Raw genomic sequence first — 22829 nt, forward strand, 5'->3', positions numbered from 1 at the left:
TATCAGAGAAGCAAAAACAAAAATGCCAACACTAGGTTGGCATTTTTTAACGTTTAAGCGATGAGATTATCGCGTTAACTATTTTGGCGCTCGTGATGCACGCTTACGTTCGTTTTCTGTAAGCAACTTCTTACGAATACGAATAGATACAGGCGTAACTTCTACCAATTCATCTTCATCGATGAACTCTAAAGCTTGCTCTAGAGACATTTTGATTGGTGGTACAAGTGTTTGCGCTTCATCAGTACCAGAGGCACGAACGTTAGTAAGCTGCTTACCTTTCAACGCGTTTACCGTTAGGTCATTGTCACGGCTGTGAATACCGATAACCATACCTTCGTAAACTTCAACACCATGACCGATGAACAAACGACCACGTTCTTGAAGGTTAAACAATGCGTTAGTTAGTGCTTTACCGTTAGCGTTGGCAATGAGAACACCATTTTTACGCTTACCAATAATGCCGCCTTTGTAAGGGCCGTAGTGATCGAATGAATGATATAGCAAACCAGAACCAGACGTCATTGTCATAAATTCTGTTTGGAAACCGATAAGACCACGACTTGGAATAACGAAGTCGATTCGAACACGACCTTTGCCATCTGGAGACATATCAGTCATTTCTGCTTTACGAAGACCAAGCTGCTCCATAATAGAACCCTGATGCTGTTCTTCACAGTCAACGGTCAGTGTTTCAAACGGTTCAGTTGTTTTGCCGTCTTCTTCTTTCAGAATTACTTCTGGGCGAGAAACGGCAAGCTCGTAGCCTTCACGACGCATATTTTCAATCAGTATGCCTAAGTGAAGTTCACCACGACCTGATACGCGGAATTTATCCGGATCAGCTGTTTCTTCAACACGTAGCGCCACGTTGTGAACTAGCTCATCTTGTAAACGCTCTAGAATATTACGTGAGGTAACGTACTTACCTTCTTTACCTGCAAACGGAGACGTGTTGACTTGGAACGTCATCGTAACCGTTGGCTCATCTACCGATAATGGAGGAAGCGCTTCAACGGCGTTAACGTCACAAATGGTATCAGAAATCTTAAGTTCACCAAGGCCAGAGATAGCGATGATGTCGCCAGCGCTTGCGCGTTCTACTTCGTGACGGTCTAGACCAAGGTAGCCATAGACTAGGCCAACTTTACCGTTGCGAGTTTTGCCATCAGCAGTAACGATAGTGACCTGTTGGTTAGTTTTAACTGAACCGCGGCTGATACGACCTACACCGATTACACCCACATACGAGTTGTAATCTAGCTGTGAAATCTGCATTTGGAAACCACCGTTGGCATCAGCATCTGGTGCAGCAACTTGGTCAACAATAGTTTGGAAAAGCGGTGTCATATCTTCTGACGGTGTGTCAGCATCGTTAGACGCCCAACCGTTTAGTGCAGAAGCATAAACAACTTGGAAATCAAGCTGCTCATCAGTAGCGCCAAGGTTATCGAACAAATCAAATACTTGATCCATTACCCAATCAGGACGAGCGCCTGGCTTGTCGATTTTGTTGATAACAACAATAGGCTTAAGGCCTTGAGCAAACGCTTTTTGAGTAACAAAGCGCGTTTGCGGCATTGGACCTTCTTGGGCGTCAACAAGCAGCAGCACTGAGTCAGCCATTGACATTACACGCTCTACTTCACCACCGAAATCAGCGTGTCCAGGAGTATCAACAATGTTGATACGGTAATCTTGCCAGTTAATTGCAGTATTTTTCGCCAAGATGGTGATACCACGTTCTTTCTCGATGTCATTCGAGTCCATAACGCGCTCTTCTTGTACGCCGCGAGATTCCAACGTTCCAGATTGCTGAAGAAGCTTATCTACCAAGGTAGTTTTACCGTGGTCAACGTGGGCGATGATTGCGATATTACGCAACTTACTTATATCAGTGGTATTCATGCTTATATAGAGCCTGTATAAATCGATACATACCAACACGGTATGCATGAGATTTCGTGCAAAAATGCAGATGGAAATTTTGCGCGGATTGTACAGAAAAAACGCGCCGTTTGCGCATCTTTTTTCACTTTGCAGTGAATGTTTACAGTTATCTTATGGTTTTAAAGGCTTTTAGCCCGATTTACTTCTCACCATAAATCCGCGCGCACTAGAAAAACGGTGGCAAGGGATGAAAAAGTATTCTAGTCTAAATCTCTAGGCGCCTGCGCAATGCACCAAAAGGTAGCTATTTAGCACCAAAATAGTGCAGCAGGGATCATAAATTCAGTATCTATCCTTTCTCACGTCACAAAATACGGCGGTTGGATAGATGGCATGATTATCGCTTTCACATTTTCACTGTTGGAGCGAGCCTGATCGCTCTGCATTTTTACATTAAACCTGGAGGACACGATGTCAATAGAAAAGGCATTAGAGCTGATTAAAGAAAGCGAAGCGAAGTTTATCGATTTACGTTTTACTGATACTAAAGGTAAAGAACAACACGTATCTATTCCTGCGAGCCAAGTTAATGACGATTTCTTTGAAGAAGGAAAAATGTTCGACGGTTCTTCAATCGCTGGATGGAAAGGTATCAACGAATCTGACATGGTTCTTCTTCCAGACGCAGACAGCTGCGTAGTTGACCCTTTCGCAGAAGAAACGCAAGTTAACATTCGTTGCGATATCGTTGAGCCTACTACTATGGAAGGTTACGAGCGCGACCCACGTTCTGTTGCTCGCCGCGCAGAAGAGTACCTTAAATCAACAGGTATCGGTGACACAGTATTCTTTGGCCCAGAGCCAGAGTTTTTCTTGTTTGACGACGTTCGCTTCCACACTGACATGGCGGGTTCGTTCTACAAAATTGATTCATCAGAAGCAAAGTGGAATTCAGGCGAAGAGTTTGAAGGCGGAAACATGGGCCACCGCCCAGGTGTGAAAGGCGGTTACTTCCCAGTACCTCCAGTAGATTCAGCACACGATATCCGCGCTGCAATGTGTATGGTTATGGAAGAGATGGGCCTTGTTATTGAAGCGCATCACCACGAAGTAGCGACTGCTGGTCAAAACGAAATCGCGTGTGAATTTAACACTCTTGTTAAGAAAGCCGACGAAATTCAAGTGTACAAGTATGTAGTTCACAATGTGGCACACGCATACGGCCAAACAGCTACCTTTATGCCTAAGCCACTTGTTGGTGACAACGGTTCTGGTATGCACTGTCACCAGTCTATCTCTAAAGATGGCAAAAACATCTTTGCGGGCGACAAGTATGCTGGTCTGTCTGAAGAAGCGCTGTACTACATTGGCGGTATCATTAAGCACGCTCGTGCAATTAACGCGTTTGCTAATGCATCAACTAACTCGTACAAGCGTCTTGTACCTGGATTCGAAGCACCGGTAATGCTTGCTTATTCTGCACGTAACCGTTCTGCATCTATTCGTATTCCTTATGTAACAAGCGACAAAGCACGCCGTATCGAAGTTCGTTTCCCTGACCCAACAGGTAACCCATACCTTGCATTTACTGCAATGCTTATGGCTGGCCTTGACGGTATCAAAAACAAGATCCACCCTGGCGATGCAATGGATAAAGACTTGTACGACCTACCGGCAGAAGAAGCAGCTGAAATTCCAACAGTGGCGAGTTCACTAGAAATGGCGCTAGACGCACTTGATAGTGACCGTGAGTTCCTTACTGCTGGCGGCGTAATGACAGATGACATGATTGATGCGTATATCGATCTTAAGTCAGAAGAAGTCACAACGCTTAACATGACAACTCACCCTATCGAGTTCGACATGTACTACAGCGTTTAATATCGTATCTACACAGATATTTTATTAGAACAACTATCAAAGCCCGCTTATGCGGGCTTTTTTATTGTCCAAACATTATCTATTATGAAGACACACTACTTTCAGGAATAACTTACATGACTCATCTAACAAAACGCGCTTTGCAGCTTTTATCGTTGTCGTCATGCTGCTTGCTCCTGAGTATGCAAAGCGCACTCGCATGGCAGGATGCTCAAAAAGCACCAGAACAGCCACCCGCTAAAAGCGCCCCACAAATATATAAGGTCGTTAACGAAGACGGCTCAGTGACCTATACCGATACGCCACCACCTAATGCAGATATCGTTGAACTCGATGTAAAGACCCGCAACGTGGTGTCTGCAATGAAAGTACCTAAACCACAAAAAAGTAAAATTACAAAGAAAAAGCCAGACTACAGCGTCAGTATTATCAGTCCCGCTCCCGAAGCCACAATTAGAAACAATGCGGGAGACTTTGTAATAAAAGCGTCGCAAAACAGTGCATCAAAGGCGCCTTTGTATCGCTTAGTGTTTGATGGCGCCCCAATTCAGCGCAATTCTTCGGGCATATTTAAGCTAGAAGGTATCAATCGTGGGGCACACGATTATAAAGTTGAACTCACCAACAATACGGGCAAGACTCTTGCATCGTCTCCTATACAAACCCTTTACCTACATCAGGCATCGGTGTTTATTAATAACAACTAGCGTGCAGTCCTTACAAACAAGCGCACCACAGCGGTTCATTCAAAATAATTTTTGAGAGAATCCGAGGCGGTCTTCTTAGCTGTACGCTACAATGCACAAACTTGGTGCAAAGGAGACATGCTCGGATGGTATCTACCGAGTCAGAGACACAGCTGCTATTAAATAGCTTAAACACAGCGCTCGTTACCGTTGATAGTAGCCTTCGCATTGTTTACGCCAACCATGCGGGTGAGGCGCTATTTGAAACAGGCATGAAACAACTTCAAGGGCACTTTCTGCCAGACTTCTTTTTGCCTGATACTATTGAAACCACACGACTTAAAGCGGCTATAAGAAAAGGCGAAGACTTTACTGAAAACGAAATAAAGCTCGCGTTTAAAGATAACCGCTACGTGTCTGTTGATTTAACCGTAACAAATATCACTACGGCAAATGGCCCCGGCCTACTTTTTGAAGTTAAGAAGATTGATCAGCAAAAGCGAATTACCCGTGAAAACCTGCAAAACGCTCAACATTATGCGGCGCGAGAGCTCGTGCGAGGCCTAGCCCATGAAATCAAAAATCCGTTAGGGGGCATCCGCGGCGCAGCCCAGCTTCTAGAAAAAGAGCTACCCGAGCAGCATAAAGAATTCACCCGTATGATTATTGAGCAATCTGATCGCTTGCGCACATTAGTAGACAGATTATTAGGCCCCAACTCCCTACCCCGCTTCGAGATGAGTAACGTTCATCAAGCACTAGAGAAAGTTCGAAGCCTGATGTTGGTAGACTCAGTAAATCCAATATCAATTATTAGGGATTACGATCCGAGCATTCCCGATTTAAGAATCGATCCGGATATGATTCAGCAGGCAGTATTGAACATCGTCAGAAACAGTATTCAGGCGTTAAACGAGCACAATACGCCAAACCCAGAAATTCAATTGATCACGCGTATCGAGCGCCAGATGACCATTCAGTCTGAGCGCCATGCATTAGTGGCTAAAGTAAAAATTATCGATAACGGGCCGGGTATTCCAGCAGATATCAAGGACACGTTATTTTATCCCATGGTAACCAGTAAGCAGAATGGATCGGGCTTAGGGTTATCAATATCGCAAACCCTTATTAACCATCACGGCGGCAAGATAGATGTGGATAGCCACCCGGGTTATACAAAATTCGTGATATACATTCCAATTAACAGCAAGGAGACAGGCGATGACGAATGAATCAGTATGGATTGTCGATGATGACAGTTCTATTCGTTGGGTGCTGCAAAAAGCCTTACAGGCAGCTGATATTAGCTGCTTAAGTTTTGAAAACCCTGAAGACTTGCTGCGTCAAATCCAAAGCGGTCAAGCCCCTGAAGTGATTATATCGGATATACGTATGCCGCAGATGGATGGCATGACGTTATTAAATGAAGTACACAGCTCTCATCCGTTGCTTCCGGTTATTATTATGACTGCGCATTCAGATTTAGACAGCGCGGTGAACGCTTACCAAAAAGGTGCGTTTGAGTATTTACCCAAACCCTTCGATATAGATGAAGCGGTAACACTGACCCAGCGTGCATTGGACCATTCCAGAGAGCAGTCTTCAGCCACTAAGGTACAGCCTGATGAAGTGGTCACTGAAATCATTGGTGAAGCCCCGGCAATGCAGGAAGTCTTTCGCGCTATTGGCCGACTTTCGCGCTCATCAATCAGTGTGCTCATTAACGGACAATCTGGAACAGGTAAGGAACTTGTTGCTCACGCCCTTCACAGACACAGTCCACGCTCAAGCAAGCCGTTTATTGCATTAAACATGGCAGCCATTCCCGCTGACCTCGTAGAGTCTGAATTATTCGGGCACGAAAAAGGGGCATTTACCGGTGCACAAGCAGCTCGCCAAGGAAGATTTGAACAGGCCGATGGTGGAACTCTGTTTCTCGATGAAATTGGCGACATGCCGTTAGACGTGCAAACCCGGCTTTTAAGGGTACTAGCTGATGGCCAGTTTTACCGCGTTGGTGGTCATCAATCGGTGAGCGTTGATGTGCGAATTATTGCAGCAACCCATCAAAATTTAGAAATTAGGGTTGCTGAAGGTAAGTTTCGCGAAGATTTATTCCATCGTCTCAACGTAATTCGTGTGCACCTGCCCTCACTTTCTGAGCGCCGTGAAGATATTCCGCTGCTGACTCGTCACTTTTTGCGTCGCGCAGCAAAAGAGCTCGATGTTGACGCCAAAAGCATTAGCAAAAACGCGGAGCGAGTTATGTCGCAATTACCGTGGCCTGGTAACGTTAGGCAGCTAGAGAACGTATGTCGCTGGCTTACCGTAATGGCTAGCGGGCAGGAAGTCATACCGAGCGATTTACCCCCTGAAATTCACAGCGATGGTAGTGTCGAAACCGCTACCGCAACCGTGGGCGACTGGCCCGAGCTTCTCGCTAATTGGACAGACAAACAGCTAAGAGATGGCCGCAATGACATATTAAACGATGCCATGCTGACATTTGAAAAAGTGATGCTAGAACGTGCGCTTCAACACACCCACGGTCACAAACAAGAGGCGGCCAAGCGATTGGGATGGGGACGCAATACGCTTACTCGTAAATTAAAAGAGCTTGGGATTAACTAGGGCACATTGCTCAAACGTTTTCTTATAGTCTACTTTAGAGTAACAAAAGGGCTTAATGCCCTTTTGTTAATAATCCCGTCATGCCCTGATTAAATAAGCGTACCCACTTCATACTGAACTGGCCTTTCGCTTGTTTGTTGATATGAATAACCGCGTCTTTTTTCGACATTACTTTGTCTTCACTGTGCGCTCTAGCATGCGTTAGGGCATCATACGTATCAATAATTGCCAACAGTTTTGCGCCTTCACAGATATCGTCTTCTTTTAAGCCCAGAGGGTATCCTGAACCATCCGTACGCTCATGGTGCTGCATAACAATCTTTCTCGCTACATCCCATTCGTCTAAATGCTCCAGCAATCGGGCACTTTTATAAACGTGAGAACGCATCAAATTAAATTCATTTTCACTCAAGGTATCGCCCTTGGTGAGCAACTTCATGGGCATAAACGCCATGCCAAAGTCGTGAACATAGCTGGCCACCGCAAGCTGGTCTTCATCAATGATATTATCGGCAACGTCGTTGATATACATAGCCAGTTTAGCGATGCGATCGCCCTTACCCGCCCAGAAGTTTGAACGGCGCTCTACCGTTTGCATTAGCTCTCTAAAAAACAAGACATCTTGCTTCTTTTCACTGCTGATGTCTTTTGGAATACCCGTGGATGCCAGTACTGGGGCTTTTGCTTGGCCTGCGGTCGTCGCAGTGCTGTCATTTTTTGCTACATCGAGAGCCGGATTTAACAGTAATACTGCGTCGGTAAGCAGGCGCTCGTGTTCAGTTGAGTTTTCAGGTGAAACTCGACTTATCGCAAGCACTAGCTGCTCGTGAAGCGTGTTGTCATAGTCAGCTTTACCCCGCTGCATCACTTCTTCAACAAACGCTTTCACCCTGTCCATGGTTAACAGAACAAGGTCGCTCATGGTGCTGGTGTAATCAACCTGGCCTTTGCGAAGAAAGTCGAGTAAGTCTTCCACGTGCTGCAGAAGTGGGATCATAGGAGAAAAGTTAACTAGCCCTAAGTCGCCCTTAATAGTGTGGATTGAGCGAAACAGAGCCCGTTGCAATTCGTTGTCTGCTGGGCGTAACTCAAGTTCGATTAACGTTTGCTCACTTGACTCATAGAGTTCGTTAATTTCTTCCATGAGATCTGCAAGAATATCTTCTTCTAGTTCGTCAGGGGTAAATGTCAACATACTTATTGGTACCAACTACGGTTAGGCTGCACGTTCTTCTCTATTGTAATGGGCTATCGATAAAAATGCTTCATACTAAAGGTGATAAAACATCGTTTTTACGCAATTCGCTTAGGCCGTGTTTACTTTTGCTGACGGCATGATTTTGAATTTAAGCGGCTTGCTACCTTGATTGATTTAGAAACACATTGAAATACACCCATGTGGAGCTAAACCTATATAACGCACAAAGTCACAAGGCGCAGCCGTTAAGTGTAGACTAGATTAGAAACTTCACTATAAAAACTCATCGGACAAGTGTACGCTGAAATTTCTTCTATACTGCGCGCACAATTATTCGCTAGGAGTTGTTTTGATAGCATTGTTCCGTATTCCCATTCTTCTTATCGCATTCTTGGTTATTAACCTATTGCTGCTATTCGTTTGTATTTTACGCCCGTTTCACAAAGATAACGTTCAGGCCGCTGGAGCACTGTATTCTCAAATGGCCAAGGTTGTGGGCTTAACAATTATTATTAAACGAGACCCAGCGGTGAAACTGAATGAGCCCTATGTGTTTATCGCGAATCATCAAAATAGTTTCGACATAATGACCATTTGTAAAGCCGCACTCCCCGGGGTTGTTACCATTGGCAAGAAAAGCCTCAAGTGGATCCCCATATTCGGTCAAATATACTGGCTATCAGGCAACATCATGATAGACCGCAAAAATTCTGGCGCAGCCAGAAACACCCTCGATATCGCTGCAAACCGTATTGCCAAAAAGAAAACCTCAGTGTGGCTTTTTCCAGAGGGCACCCGCAGTAATGGCCGAGGAATTTTGCCATTCAAACAAGGCGCGTTTCGTTTGGCAAAAACCACCAATGAGCCAGTGGTGATGGTGACGGCGAGTAACCTACACAAGAAGGTTCGCTGGAATAAGTGGAACAACGGTATTGTTCTTATCGACATTAGCGCTCCCCAGCCTTTAACAGAAGAGCACTCTATTAAAGAGTGGATGGGAATATTTAACGAGCAAATGAAAGAAAAGTTCGAACAGTTGAATGAGCAGGTCGATGATTTAGAGAAAAGCAGGTAAACTTGCAGCCAATTTCAACGCATAGGTTAGGCCGAAAAAATGAATCAATTTGACGAAAGAGAAGAGTGGTATGAATTCAATCAAGAAACGATTGATGCACTGCTAGAAGATGGCAGCCAAGCCGATGCCGATTACGCCATTGAACATCATTTTGCGAGTACCGACTTCGATGTGCTAGAAAAAGCAGCAGTAGATGCTTTCAAAGCAGGCTTTGAGGTTTCTGATGCCGAAGAATTAGTGCTAGACGATGGTGAGGAAGTATTTTGCTTCGACGCCGTCGTGGAACGTAAACTCGATATCAGCGTGCTTAACGAAGACATTGATAAGCTATTAAAGATAGCCGACAAGCACGATGTTACCTACGACGGTTGGGGCACCTATTTTGAGCCTCGCGAAGATGGCGTAATGGACGGTGAAGGTGAAGGTGAAAGTGAAGACGAACACCACCACTTAAATGACTAGCACGCACTCTATTTACCCACGGTAACTCGCTAGCGTTTATAGGTAGAGAAAGCGCTAGCTAACCGTAAAACTTTCTATTAAGTTTTGCTTCAGCTTTGGTTCATCTTTTTCCGTTAACAATGACAGTGTCATTATTGATTGGAAAAGGATGTACACATGAAATTATTATCTGTTGTCACCGCACCACCCAAAGCTGCTTCTTATAGAAGTAACCCATGCAGCAACAGCTCTTATAGCAGCGCCATTAATAGTAAAAGCAAGCTAGGCGTTAGCGCTCCCCTTTTAAAAGTATTATCAGCACTTACATTTTTAGCACTGCCTGTGGCATACGTACATGCAGCAAATACTGCGGAACATGCTGCTCAAAGTAATGAAGAAAGCACCTCTGCTAAAAAAACGGTAACGTCTAAAGAGTACCGCTACAACCAGCCTTATATTGGGGCAGAGCAAGCAGCCGTAGACGATAAAAGTGATCAAGTAAGCGAGCAAGAAAGCGCTAAAGAGGCGCCTCCTGCCCCAAGCCAAGCTAACGCTGAAGCGTTGCCAACTCAGCCTGGCAATTATGAGAGCGACGCTGAAGCTAACGCCGTCTCTACACTGAGTATTTCAAACACCTCACCCATTGGCTCAAAACAAGCTGCCCGTGTTGAGCAGCATGCAAACACAACAAAATCATCAAGTGATATTGTCATTAGCAGTGTGAACGAGTTTTGGATTTACGATAGCTGGTTAAGCCTGCAGCATGATTTAGATTACGACGGCTACTTCTCTACGTTTTCGGTGGAATTTGATGCCGACACAATTTTTGTCGATGCGCCTGTCTATGCAGTACTTTATTTAGGTCAAAACGGCGTTTATGACGCTATCCATGTGTCATCAGAATTCTTTATTTATGGCGAAGACTCAAGCGACAGCTTTGTTATAGAAAGTACCTTAGTATCGGGATTTCAATCTTACGATTACGATATTCTACTGGAATTATACGATGCCCAAACTGAGCAGCTTGTGGCGTTTTCTGACGGCTACGACAACGCTGAGTTTGCTTTTGTACCGCTAGAAAGTGAAACGAACGAGTATATTGTAGAAGACACAGTCGTCATTGTTGAAGAACACGGTGGCTCGATGTCGTGGATCGCGCTTTGTTTTATTATTAGCGCAGCAGGGCTGAGAATTTTACCAGCCGGTGCATTGCGAAAATGACTTAAACACTAGGACATGCCCTAGTTTCAAAACCCGTTGGTAAGTTTAAGAAATCAGTGCCACACTACAAAAAGTTAATGCTTTGAAAGTGATAGTAGGGACATGACGCAGAAGAAAAGTAAAAGTACACCATCTGTCTTCACTCGCCGCAGCGTGATCAAAGGAAGTCTCGCTCTTGGCATTACGGCCGGAGTTACTCCATTTGCCATTGGTAAGCCTAAACCCACGCTTAAGGTAATGGGAACCCACGTAACGCTTCAGGAGGCCATAAGACAGCAAGCAATGGAAGATTTGGGTATCAATATTCAGTTTGAGCCCGGCGGCAGTGCAACCGTACTGCAAAAAGCATCGATGGACCCTACTTCTTTCGATTTGTACGAGCAATGGTCTAATAGTATCGGCGTACTGTGGCGCGCAGGTGCTATTCAGCCTATTGAGAAAAAGCGCATTGGGTATTGGGAAGAAATTAACGATCTGTCTAAAACAGGCAAACTCACTGCGAATGCGCGAATGGGAGCAGGAGATGCCCCTCATAAAATTTTAAATATTCAAAATGATGGTACTTTGGGTGCTAACTCTACTGATAAAGTAAGCTTCCTGCCCTACGTACACAACGTTGATTCTTTTGGTTACGATAGAAGACGTTTACCTAAAGATATGCAGGGCGAAGCTGAAAGCTGGGGATGGCTGCTAGATAGCCGTTACTCGGGAAGCGTTGCTATTGTTAACGACCCCACTATTGGACTTTTCGACTTAGCATTAGCCGCCCAAGCTAAAGGCTTTGTAACATTCAACGATGTGGGCGCCATGACCGAGCAAGAACTTGATAACTTGTTCAGCGTGCTAATTGAGCTGATGCAGCTTAACCATTTTAACGGCTTTTGGACTTCCGTGCCGGAATCGGTACAGTTTATGAAAAGTGGCAGAGTGGCCATTGAAAGTATGTTTTCGCCTGCGGTTTCAGCACTCAATGGGCAAGATATACCAGTCACCTTTGCTGCGCCTAAAGAAGGGTATCGCGGATGGCATGGCGTGATGTGCCTCTCCTCTTCCTCCACGGGGCGTAGTAAAGACGTAGCCTATGAATATATGAACTGGTGGTTGTCGGGCTGGCCTGGCGCATTTATCGCCAGACAGGGGTACTATATCTCTAATCCTCAGCGTTCAGCGAAATACCTATCTCGTGCTGAGTGGGATTATTGGTATGAAGGTAAACCCGCATCCTCTAACCTCACCGGGACAGACGGTAAGATAAGTGTTTTAAAAGGAGCGCAACGAACCGGTGGCAGTTACGAAAATCGCTTTAGTAATGTGGCAGTTTGGAATACAGTAATGCCAACCTATGAATACAGCCTACAAAAGTGGTACGAATTTATTACCTCTTAGTCGATAAACAAAAATAAGGCTTTCGCGCTACATGCTATCCTCAATACGAACTCAGCTTGTTATCGTTCTTGCTGCACTTATTGCATTGATACTTGTTCAAAGTTATATCGCCCATGAGAACCAAGTAGTATTAAATCGGGGGGTAGACTCTGCCAGCGCTGCAATTACTGCGGTAGGCACTGTAAAAGAACTAGAACGTGATGTAGTCGACCTACAGCGAAATGTGCTGATCTTTAAAGAAAATGCTAGCTCATCAGCCATTACCCGTTTCACCCGTTTAATGGCTTCGATAGATGTAAAGCTCGACACGCTAGCGCAATCAAACATCGTGTATTCAGAATCCGACGAGAATCATGTACTTACTCGAATGCATGAGCATCTCGATGCGTACAAGGATAACTTTTCTCAAGTTGTTGACGCTCGAGCAAAGCGCGATAACTTAGTCTCTGAGGGCACCCTTGCCAACATTATTGCCTTACAAAACCTCACAACTCGGCTTGTAGAGCAAGGCGAAATAAGCGTTACTACTTTTAACGAGATTAAAAGCCAGCTCATTCTTGCCGAAAACGCCACACTTAAGTATCTGCAAAAACCAGATATCATTTTTGTTAACGCCTTTAACCAGGCACTGCGCCCGTTTGCCTCAATTGTGAAGACAGAGAGTGATAGCTCAGCTGAGCGTATTACTGCAAGAGTGGATAGACTTAAAGCCGACTTTTTAACCCTGACTCAAATTACTCAAGGAAATTTGTTTTTAGTTAATGTGGTGATGGCTGGTTCGGCGAGAGAGTTTCTGTACTTAAGCGGCGAGTTAGCAAATAACGTATCGGCACAGTCTGATGCTATCACTATGCAAACTTATGAACTTGCAGCAAGAACCCAGAAAAACGGTGAGCTATTTTCGTTAGTTTCAATTTTATTAGCCCTTATAGCCGCCATTTTTACCATGGTAAGAATACTTGGGCCTATTCAGTCTATTACCCGTGTTTTTAACAAGCTCTCTCAAGATGTGCAGATTGAAAATATTCCCGGTAGCAAACGCATTGATGAAATCGGCAAACTGTCGAGAGCCGCGATGGTATTTAGCGATAAAAACAGGCAGACCCAAAAGCTACTAGAAGATGCACAAAATTTAAACGTTGAACAAGAGCGTCTTAATCATGAACTGAGAATATCAAAGCTTAAAGCGGAACAGGCCACCGCATCAAAAAGCATCTTTTTAGCTAACATGAGCCATGAAATTCGTACTCCTATGAATGGCATTATTGGCTTAATCGAACTTGCTCAAAAGCAGCCCCTCAGCAGTACGGTGAGAGATTACCTTGATAAAGCCGCCTATTCCGGTCAAATTTTACTAAGCGTGATTAACGATATTTTAGATTTTTCAAAAATTGAAGCAGGCGAATTAAAGATTGAAGAAGTGAATTTCTCCCTTCATTCACTGTTTGATAACTTAATTGCCGTAATAGCGCTTAGGGCGAAAGAGAAAAACCTTTCAGTTCGCTTTTCAGTTAATCCTTCTCTGTATTCACAAATTGTTGGCGACCCTTTACGCATTGCTCAGATCATCATGAATATAGGTAATAATGCGGTTAAATTCACCGAGCAAGGGCGCATTGAAATAGATTTTGACGGTGCTTTAAGTGATTCTGGTGACGTATTCAATCTGACTATGCGAGTGTCTGATACTGGCATAGGTATGAGCCAAGCCCAGCTTGGCAGAATATTTAAACCCTTTACGCAAGCAGACGGCTCAACAAATAGAACCTATGGCGGAACGGGCCTAGGCTTAGCCATTGTGAGCCAACTTGTTGAACTCATGCACGGCGAACTGCACGCCACATCAGCCTTAGGTAAAGGCAGCGAATTTGTTATCACCCTTCCGCTTAAAGTGATTAATCAGCAGAAAGGCGTGTTGCATCAAACCCCAGCGTTACCTCATGACAGTCTATATGTGACTGACTCCACACTGCTACCTCAAGCTTATATTCAACATGTTCAGCTTTCGTCACAGTCAATTGTGACGATTGAGCAAGGGAAAAATAGGGCTAATCTACCCGCGCATATCCTTATTGATGTCCCCGACTTTGCTACCTTCAGACAAAATTTAAGCTGGTTTAAAACGCTGGTTGAAGAAGGTAAATCTGTGGGCCTAGTGATGGAAAGTGCGGGTAGTGCGCTGCAAGCAAAATATGCCTCCCTTTGGGACAATCCGCTTATTATGCATCCGTTTACACCGGTTCAATTTGAGCGGTTTATTAAGCAGGTGATAACAAAAGACACATCTGAGAAATCTCAGGTCGTCAAAGACAAAGAGAATGAAGAGAAAAACGTACTCTTTGAAGGACATGTTCTTCTTGTAGAGGATAACAATATCAATCAACTTGTAACGGGTGAAATGCTGACCAATGTAGGGCTAACCTTTGATGTGGCTGAAGATGGTAAACAAGCCCTTCGCAAAATTGAAAACTCTTCGGAATACGACCTTATTCTAATGGATGTTCAAATGCCGGTTATGGACGGTTACGAGGCGACCAAAGCACTTAGGGCAAAAGGCTTTACCGACATTGTCATCATTGGCCTCTCTGCTAATGCGATGAAAGAAGATAAACAAAATGCCATTGATGCAGGAATGAATGACTATCTGACTAAGCCTATCAAACAAAAGGCGCTAACCGTGAAACTTGCGCAATTCCTAACGGATAGAGCTCACGACGGGGATAGCAAAAACGACTATCGCATTTAAGCTTTTATATATAAAAACGGGGCCGACTGTATACGTATAGCGTACAGTGGCCCCGTTTTTTATGGCTTATTTAGCGTACTGACTAACACGAGTACTGAGCCTTTAAGGCAAAGGTAAACGTCGTATAGGCATTAAAGGGGCTAAGCATTAAAGGGGCTAAGCCTTAAAAAGGCTTAGCGTTAACAAACGTCGTTTAACTAATCTGAATATTCGTTAGCTGAATCATTCACTTAGAGTGCAGCAATAGTATCGTACTGCTCTTTAAGCTTAGCCAGTGCCTTTTCACCTTCGTCTAATTTTGCGCGCTCTTTTTCAATAACCGCTTCAGGCGCATTGCTGACAAACTTTTCATTACCCAGCTTTCCGCGAGTTCGAGACACGTCTTTTTCTACTTTCTCCATGGCTTTAGTGATACGAGCAAGCTCAGCATCTTTATCAATCAGCCCTGCCATGGGAATAAGAATTTCCATCTCTCCCACTAATGCGGTAGCACTCGCTGGCGCAGTATCGTCTTTGGTTAAAATAGTCACGCTCTCAAGCTTAGACAGTTTGTCTAAGAAGCCTTTCGCTGCGTCTAAACGTAGCGCATCAGAATCACTGACATTCTTCAACAACGCGTTTAGCGGCTTATTCGGTGAAATATCCATTTCCCCTCGAATATTGCGAATACCGACAATAAACTTCTTAACCCATTCAATATCAGCGAGAACAGTATCGTCTTGCTTAGCGGTGTCTACTTCTGGGAACGGTTGCACCATGATGCTAGCACCGTCCTCTATTTTAAGCGCACTTAAAGGCACTACACGCTGCCAAATAGTGTCAGTGATAAATGGCATTATTGGGTGCATTAAACGCAAAAGGCTTTCTAACACATTGATGAGCGTATGACGGGTTCCGCGCTTTTCAGCTTCGCTACTCGCGTCGTTGCTCAATACCGGCTTAGTCAATTCCAAATACCAGTCGCAGAACTGATTCCACGTAAACTCGTAAATTGTTTGCGCTGCAATATCAAAACGGTATTCAGACAATGCCTTTTCAAATTCAACGAGAGTTTGCTGGAACTTCGCCCAAATCCATCGATCGGCCAAGCTCAGTACCATCTCACCGCCGTTAGCGCCGGTATCGTGCTCTTCTGTATTCATTAATACAAAGCGCGATGCGTTCCAAATTTTATTGCAGAAGTTGCGGTAACCTTCAACGCGAGACATATCAAAATTAATGTCACGGCTCGTGGATGCCATTGCAGCAAACGTGAAACGAAGTGCATCTGTTCCGTAGGCATGAATGCCGTCAGGGAACTGTTTGCGGGTGCGCTTCACAATTTTTTCTGCTAGCTGAGGCTGCATCATTCCGGCTGTGCGCTTTTCAACAAGCGACTCGAGGTCGATACCGTCAATCAGGTCGATAGGGTCAAGTACATTGCCTTTTGACTTCGACATTTTATCACCGCTCTCATCGCGAATAAGACCCGTGATATAGATGTCTTTGAACGGAATTTTGCCGGTAAACTTCTTCGTCATCATGATCATTCTGGCTACCCAGAAGAAAATAATGTCAAAGCCAGTTACCAATACTGAGGAAGGAACAAACGTTTCTAAATCAGGGGTTTCTTTAGGCCATCCCATTGTTGCAAATGGCCATAATGCGCTTGAGAACCAGGTATCAAGTACATCGTTATCTTGGGAAAGCGTTATATCATGGCCAAGACTGTGTTTTGCACGCACTTCTTCTTCTGTGCGTCCTACATATACCTTGCCGCTTTCGTCATACCATGCGGGAATTCTGTGTCCCCACCACAGCTGCCTAGAGATGCACCAGTCTTGAATGTTGTTCATCCACTGGAAGTAGGTTTTGTTCCAATTCTCTGGAACAAAACGAATCTCTCCACTTTCAACAGCTTCAATGGCTGGCTTAGCAAGTGACTCTACCGCTACATACCACTGGTCGGTAAGATACGGTTCGATAACCGCGCCGGTGCGATCCCCACGAGGCACTTTAAGTTTATGCGGTTCAATCTTAACCAATACACCTTGGCTGTCTAGGTCGGCAACAATTTGTTTGCGCGCATCGAAGCGATCTAAACCGCGATACGCCTCTGGCGCCTCTTCGTTAATCTTAGCATCGTCGGTGAGAATATTGATCATGGCAAGGCTATGACGCTTACCCATGTCATAGTCGTTGAAATCGTGAGCCGGCGTTATTTTTACACAGCCGGTTCCAAATTCCATATCTACATAATCATCAGCAATAATAGGAATTAAACGGCCCGTAATAGGCAGCTTAATGTCTTTGCCGATAAAATCTTGATAACGCTCATCGTCAGGGTGAACGGCTACTGCGGTATCACCTAACATGGTTTCGGGGCGGGTTGTGGCTACCACAAGCTCACCACTGCCATCGGCAAGAGGATAACGCATGTGCCACATATGGCCGTCTTCTTCTTCGTTTAGCACTTCAAGGTCAGAAACGGCGGTGTGAAGAACAGGGTCCCAGTTAACTAAGCGTTTACCGCGATAGATAAGCCCTTCTTCGTGCAGTTTTACAAACACTTCGGTTACTGCTGTTGAAAGGTCATCGTCCATAGTAAAGACTTCGCGAGACCAGTCTGGCGAGGTGCCCAATCGACGCATTTGGCTAGTGATTGTGCCGCCACTGTGTTCTTTCCATTCCCAGATCTTTTTAATAAAATCTTCTCGACCTAGATCGTGGCGAGTTTTGCCCTGAGCGTTTAGCTGGCGTTCAACCACCATTTGCGTAGCAATACCAGCGTGGTCGGTACCCACCTGCCATAGGGTATTGTCGCCCTTCATGCGGTGATAGCGAGTAAGTGCATCCATAATGGTTTGCTGGAAACCATGCCCCATGTGCAGGCTACCCGTCACATTCGGTGGAGGAAGAAGAATACAATAGGGGTCGCCGCTACCAGATGCTTTAAATAAACCCGCCTCTTCCCATTTTTGGTAGCATTGCTGCTCAATAGACTGCGGTTCGAAGGTTTTATCCATTACTGACTCTCGTTTAAAAGCTGATGTAAAAAAGTTGACGACTGTAGGCGATTTTTGTTGTTTCGCTCAAATCTAGTCATGCACTGTATAGATTTGCGTTGAATAAGCGGTACCAAGTACGCTAAGTCACACAGACTTAAACTGCATATTACATCCAGCTTGCTGATAGTTTTTGTATCTCACCCGCGCTGCTTGTTTAGCATTTTCATCCACGGGCACAAAATCGATGATTTGGCGGTGCTGGTTAGGCGATGACACCATCCCTGAACCCACGTTGACCACCATTTGTCGTCTGGCAACCTGCTCAGGCTGCCAGCATATTTCTACCGGCGTGCCCGCTTGCGGTCCTTCACCATAAAGGTTGTGAGGAACAAAACGGTTCGCCGGTAGTTGCCACAACAATTCATCAACTTCTTCTGCTTGTGCTTGTGTATCACAAAGCACGCTAATTTTTTGTTTATTAGCAAAAGCGTTAGCAACGACTTCACTGGCTTTACCCGTTACGCCGTTGTCGCTAGCACTGAGTTGATAAAAAATAACCTGTGGCATAGAAGATTAATCCTCTAGCTTAATGTCGGCACGATTCATCAAGAATTGTGACAACATAGGTACTGGGCGTCCGGTGGCGCCCTTGTTCTTGCCACTGCGCCATGCTGTTCCTGCAATATCCAGGTGGGCCCAGTTGTACTTTTTCGTAAAGCGGGACAAGAAGCACCCAGCAGTTATACTGCCTGCAGGTCGTCCACCTAGGTTTGTCATATCAGCAAACGGGCTTTCTAGCTGCTCTTGATAGTCATCCCATAGCGGCAGTCTCCACGCACGATCTGAACTTTGCTCAGAAGCATTTAACAGTTCATGTGCAAGAGGGTTATGCGTACTCATGACCGCCGTAGCATGATGACCTAGCGCAATAATTGCCGCGCCAGTGAGCGTTGCTACATCAATGACTAACTCTGGCTCATAACGCTCTACGTAGGTAAGCGCGTCGCACAATACCAACCTACCTTCGGCGTCTGTGTTAAGTACTTCAACGGTTTGTCCCGACATAGTAGTCAGTATGTCGCCAGGGCGATAGGCGTTGCCACTGGGCATATTTTCACAACCAGCCAGCACACCAATAATGTTGATTGGCAAATTCAGCGCAGCAATGGTGTGCATGGTTCCCAATACACCGGCAGCGCCGCCCATGTCGTATTTCATTTCATCCATGGCTTCGCCTGGCTTAATTGAAATACCACCGGAATCAAAAGTAAGGCCTTTACCTACCAGTACAATAGGCGCTTGATCTGCAGGACCGCCGCGATGATGCATAATACTCATCATGCTTTCATTTTCTGAACCGCGACCTACAGCCAAATACGCCTGCATGCCTAGTTCGGCCATTTGCGTTTCATCCACCACTTCAGCCGTAACGCTGTCATAACGACTCGCGAGCTCTTGGGCTTGTTTCCACAAATAGTCTGGATTACAGATATTTGGCGGCATATTAGCCACGTCTTTGGTGACTTTAGCACCGCGAGAGATAGCTAGACCATGATCTACTGCGCGCTCACCTACTGTCAATTCACGACGTGTAGGCACATTGAACACGATTTTACGCAGTGGGCGGCGAGGCTCGCCTTTTTTGGTTTTTAACTGTAGAAAAGTGTAAAGAGAGTCTTCAGTAGCTTCTACTGCTTGACGCACTTTCCAGTAGGTATCACGACCTTTTACATGAAGCTCGGTTAAGAAGCACACCGCTTCCATTGAACCCGTTTCATTCAGTGTTTGAATTGTTTTAGCGATAATATTTTTGTACTGGCGCTCGTCTAGCTCTCGCTCTTTGCCACAACCGACAAGAAGCACACGCTCGCTTAATACGTTTGGTACGTTATGCAGTAGCAACATTTGCCCGGCTTTACCTTCAAGGTCGCCGCGGCGCAACAGGTTGCTAATGTAGCCATTGCTAATTTCGTCAAGCTGCTCTGCTACTGCCGTTAATCGGCGTGGTTCAAAGACACCTACAACGATACAGGCACTACGTTGTTTTTCGGGGCTGCCACTTTTTACACTAAACTCCACGATATTACCTCGCTTTTCGTCGTTTATAGTTTGCACGATGACTAAAATCACGTAACGTTTCGCGCTGCTTTATGTTTTAATACGCAGCATAACTTTTTAGTTCACTGCAATTAACGCGTTTGCCAATAAACATAGGCCAATTTTGCGTCAAAACATCATGCAAACGGTTTATGATTGCAGGCAAAACTTGTAAAAACGGTAAGTTTAAACAAAATTGTGCTTTCTTTCACTAAAATTCCTAATTATCCGGGCAGACTGAGATGCTGATATTCCGCTATTTACTTAAGGAAACGCTTAAATCTCAGCTAGCGATTTTCTTTATCTTAATGGCCATTTTTGTCACTTTACGCTTTGTTCGCGTTTTAGGTGACGCTTCTGATGGCGATATCCCAGCCGGGCTCGTTTTAGGCTTTCTAGCGCTTTATGCCCCCATACTATCATCTCTTGTTCTTCCGATAAGCGCTTATCTTGGAATAATGCTGGCTCACGGTCGTTTATACGTCGATAGTGAAATGACCGTCATGCGCGCCTGTGGTATCAGCGAATGGTACATTACCAGAGTGATGCTGTTCCTATCGGTGCTGATCATGATAGTGACTGGTGCAATCACCCTATACTTTGCGCCCCTAGCAGCAGAAAACGAATACCAACTAAGAGAAAAAGCGCGCAATGAAGCAGGCATTTCCGCCCTAATGCCCGGCCGTTTTCAACAAACCGGGAACGAAAAGGCGGTTATTTTTGCCCACGATGTAGATGAAAACGATAAGCTTCAGCGAGTATTTTTATCGCAAAACCAGAGCGACGATAGCAAAGAGCAAGTTCGTGTGGTTTACGCGCAAAGCGGTGACGTGGCAACCAATGCCGACGGCACCCGAAACCTTATTCTCAAGCAAGGCGTGCAGTACGAAGGCGCTCAATCTGGCAAGGCCTATCGAAAAGTAGAATTTGACGAATATCAGATTCAAATTGCAGATAAGCCCGCTGAAGAGCCCCGTAAAAAGGTAAGCGTTTTGCCCACGGTAGAGTTATGGAACGACAGCAGTATTGAAGCACGAGCAGAATTGCAGTGGCGCATTGCTATTCCACTGTCTATCCCGTTTTTAGTGCTCATTGCTGTGCCGTTAAGTGCCGTTGACCCAAGACAAGGGCGCTTTGGAAAAATGTTCCCTGCCATTCTTCTTTATTTGGGCTACTTCTTATTATTACTGGCTAGCCGCCGCGTATTAGAAGATGGAAAGATGCCTCCTCAGCTGGGCTTATGGTGGGTTCATGCTGTCATGTTGGTTATTGGGTTTGTGTTAATTGTGCGCGATAGGAAAACCGGCACGCAGCTGCGCGCTTGGGTACTGGGGAAAAAGTAAATGTTCAAAATCCTCGATTTATATGTCGCTCGCACATTACTAGGCACGGTAACCGTAACCTTAAGCGTGTTGATTGGCCTAAGCGCTCTCATCAAATTTGTAGAGCAGCTACGAAAAATTGGCGAGGGCGACTACGACATGCTCGTTGCCTTTCTCTACGTGATACTGAGCTTACCTCGTGACCTAGAGCAGTTTTTTCCTATGGCTACCCTACTCGGTGGTTTAATAGGCATGGGTGTACTTGCCAGCAACAGCGAACTGGTAGTGATGCAGGCTGCGGGATTAAGCCGGTGGAATATCATTAACTCTGCCATGAAATCCACCCTCGTGATGATCCTTGTGGTAATGGCAGTAGGCGAATGGGTAACCCCCGTGAGCGAAACAAAAGCCAAACAAATTCGCACAGAAGCTATTTCTGGTGGAAGTTTGTTTTCGTCTGATAAGCTGGTATGGGCGAAAGATGGAGAGCGTTTTGTCAGCATTGGCCAAGTACTCAGCCAAGACGCATTAAAGGACATTCGCATTTATACTTTCAACCCAGACTTGTCCTTACAAAGCATCAGCTATGCAAATTCAGGGACATTTGATGATGACGGGTGGTGGCTAAATAATGTAGATGTCACGTCTTTTACCGAGCAACAAATTACCAGCGAAAGCTTTGAAAGAAAGCGTTGGAATTCCACACTTACACCAGACAAATTGGGCATTGTTGCTGTAAAACCAGAGGCGTTATCGATTACCGGGCTTGTTGATTACGTCAATTACTTAGAAAGTAACGACCAAGACCCTGCTCGCTACGAACTGGCCCTATGGCGCAAAATACTTCAACCGGTTTCTGTTGGTGTGATGTTGCTCATGGCGCTGTCTTTTATCTTTGGTCCACTGAGAAGCGTGACCATGGGTGCTCGGGTTATTATGGGCGTGCTGACAGGCTTTGGATTCTTTATTTTAAATGAAGTGTTCGGTCCGGTGAGTTTAGTGTATCAGCTGCCTCCGTTCTTAGGCGCTATTTTACCAAGTCTACTGTTCGCTGCCGTGGCAGGCATTATGCTCAGGCGCTAAAACGTTGTGGCTTGAGCTGGTATGCACTAATCGGTTTTGAGCTAAGTTTGGCATTCTTATTTGTAAAACAGCCTGTTTTGGACGTATTTGTTATAAAACAGTCATTAGGGGCCAAGTCGTTTTGAGCCAATTTTTCTGGATCAGGGCAGTGTTACTGCCCTTTTTTATTTTCAGCTTTTTGTTTA

The 22829-nt window shown here is 45.1% G+C and carries 16 protein-coding genes; 11 read left to right on the forward strand and 5 right to left on the reverse strand.

Features of this window, described 5'->3' with window-relative positions; genetic code table 11:
* Positions 1-78: 78 nt before the first annotated feature.
* Positions 79-1908, reverse strand: a complete 1830-nt coding sequence (gene typA, locus AC27HD_RS09840) for a translational GTPase TypA (RefSeq protein WP_487105410.1) — start codon at positions 1906-1908, stop codon at positions 79-81.
* A 453-nt stretch (positions 1909-2361) separates the two neighbouring features.
* Between typA and glnA the strand changes: the two genes are divergently transcribed.
* From glnA to glnG, 4 genes are all read left to right on the forward strand, one after another.
* Positions 2362-3771, forward strand: a complete 1410-nt coding sequence (gene glnA / locus AC27HD_RS09845) for a glutamate--ammonia ligase (protein ID WP_032097343.1) — start codon at positions 2362-2364, stop codon at positions 3769-3771.
* Positions 3772-3887: 116 nt separating this feature from the next.
* The gene (locus tag AC27HD_RS09850; protein ID WP_487105412.1) at positions 3888-4478 is read left to right on the forward strand and encodes a DUF4124 domain-containing protein; all 591 of its coding nucleotides are present in this window, start codon (positions 3888-3890) and stop codon (positions 4476-4478) included.
* A gap of 125 nt (positions 4479-4603) precedes the next feature.
* Positions 4604-5689: a nitrogen regulation protein NR(II) gene (glnL, locus tag AC27HD_RS09855; protein WP_032097341.1), complete on the forward strand. Its 1086-nt coding sequence runs from the start codon at positions 4604-4606 to the stop codon at positions 5687-5689.
* Positions 5679-7088 carry a nitrogen regulation protein NR(I) gene (glnG, locus tag AC27HD_RS09860; RefSeq protein WP_487105414.1) on the forward strand — a complete coding sequence of 470 codons (1410 nt, stop codon included), beginning with the start codon at positions 5679-5681 and terminating at the stop codon, positions 7086-7088. The genes glnL and glnG overlap by 11 nt, the downstream gene beginning before the upstream one ends.
* A gap of 52 nt (positions 7089-7140) precedes the next feature.
* Here the strand turns inward: glnG and AC27HD_RS09865 are convergent, their stop codons facing one another.
* Entirely contained in the window at positions 7141-8283 is a 1143-nt protein-coding gene (locus AC27HD_RS09865; protein ID WP_487105416.1) for an HD domain-containing phosphohydrolase, read from the reverse strand.
* Between the two features lie 352 nt (positions 8284-8635).
* Between AC27HD_RS09865 and AC27HD_RS09870 the strand changes: the two genes are divergently transcribed.
* The 5 genes from AC27HD_RS09870 to AC27HD_RS09890 all read left to right on the forward strand — a co-directional run bounded on the left by AC27HD_RS09870 (position 8636) and on the right by AC27HD_RS09890 (position 15155).
* On the forward strand, positions 8636-9361 hold the full coding sequence (locus AC27HD_RS09870; protein WP_487105418.1) for a 1-acylglycerol-3-phosphate O-acyltransferase: 726 nt from the start codon (positions 8636-8638) through the stop codon (positions 9359-9361).
* Between the two features lie 39 nt (positions 9362-9400).
* Positions 9401-9823, forward strand: coding sequence for a ribonuclease E inhibitor RraB (gene rraB / locus AC27HD_RS09875; RefSeq protein WP_487105420.1), 423 nt, complete (start codon positions 9401-9403; stop codon positions 9821-9823).
* A gap of 156 nt (positions 9824-9979) precedes the next feature.
* A complete protein-coding gene (locus tag AC27HD_RS09880; protein WP_487105422.1) occupies positions 9980-11023 on the forward strand; it encodes a choice-of-anchor H family protein in 1044 nt (347 codons plus the stop codon).
* 102 nt (positions 11024-11125) lie between these two features.
* A complete protein-coding gene (locus AC27HD_RS09885) occupies positions 11126-12409 on the forward strand; it encodes an ABC transporter substrate-binding protein (RefSeq protein WP_487105423.1) in 1284 nt (427 codons plus the stop codon).
* Positions 12410-12440: 31 nt separating this feature from the next.
* Positions 12441-15155 carry an ATP-binding protein gene (locus AC27HD_RS09890; RefSeq protein ID WP_487105425.1) on the forward strand — a complete coding sequence of 905 codons (2715 nt, stop codon included), beginning with the start codon at positions 12441-12443 and terminating at the stop codon, positions 15153-15155.
* Between the two features lie 230 nt (positions 15156-15385).
* On the opposite strand, the gene AC27HD_RS09895 is transcribed toward AC27HD_RS09890, so the two are convergent.
* From AC27HD_RS09895 to pepA, 3 genes are all read right to left on the reverse strand, one after another.
* Positions 15386-18160, reverse strand: a complete 2775-nt coding sequence (locus AC27HD_RS09895) for a valine--tRNA ligase (protein ID WP_487105427.1) — start codon at positions 18158-18160, stop codon at positions 15386-15388.
* A 126-nt stretch (positions 18161-18286) separates the two neighbouring features.
* Positions 18287-18709, reverse strand: coding sequence for a DNA polymerase III subunit chi (locus AC27HD_RS09900; RefSeq protein WP_032097334.1), 423 nt, complete (start codon positions 18707-18709; stop codon positions 18287-18289).
* 6 nt (positions 18710-18715) lie between these two features.
* Positions 18716-20221, reverse strand: a complete 1506-nt coding sequence (gene pepA, locus AC27HD_RS09905; RefSeq protein WP_032097563.1) for a leucyl aminopeptidase — start codon at positions 20219-20221, stop codon at positions 18716-18718.
* A 260-nt stretch (positions 20222-20481) separates the two neighbouring features.
* Between pepA and lptF the strand changes: the two genes are divergently transcribed.
* On the forward strand, positions 20482-21582 hold the full coding sequence (gene lptF / locus AC27HD_RS09910) for an LPS export ABC transporter permease LptF (RefSeq protein WP_269518905.1): 1101 nt from the start codon (positions 20482-20484) through the stop codon (positions 21580-21582).
* Positions 21583-22644, forward strand: coding sequence for an LPS export ABC transporter permease LptG (gene lptG, locus AC27HD_RS09915; protein ID WP_487105430.1), 1062 nt, complete (start codon positions 21583-21585; stop codon positions 22642-22644).
* Positions 22645-22829 lie beyond the last annotated feature (185 nt).

Source organism: Alteromonas sp. 4NS20-0143, assembly GCF_057542855.1.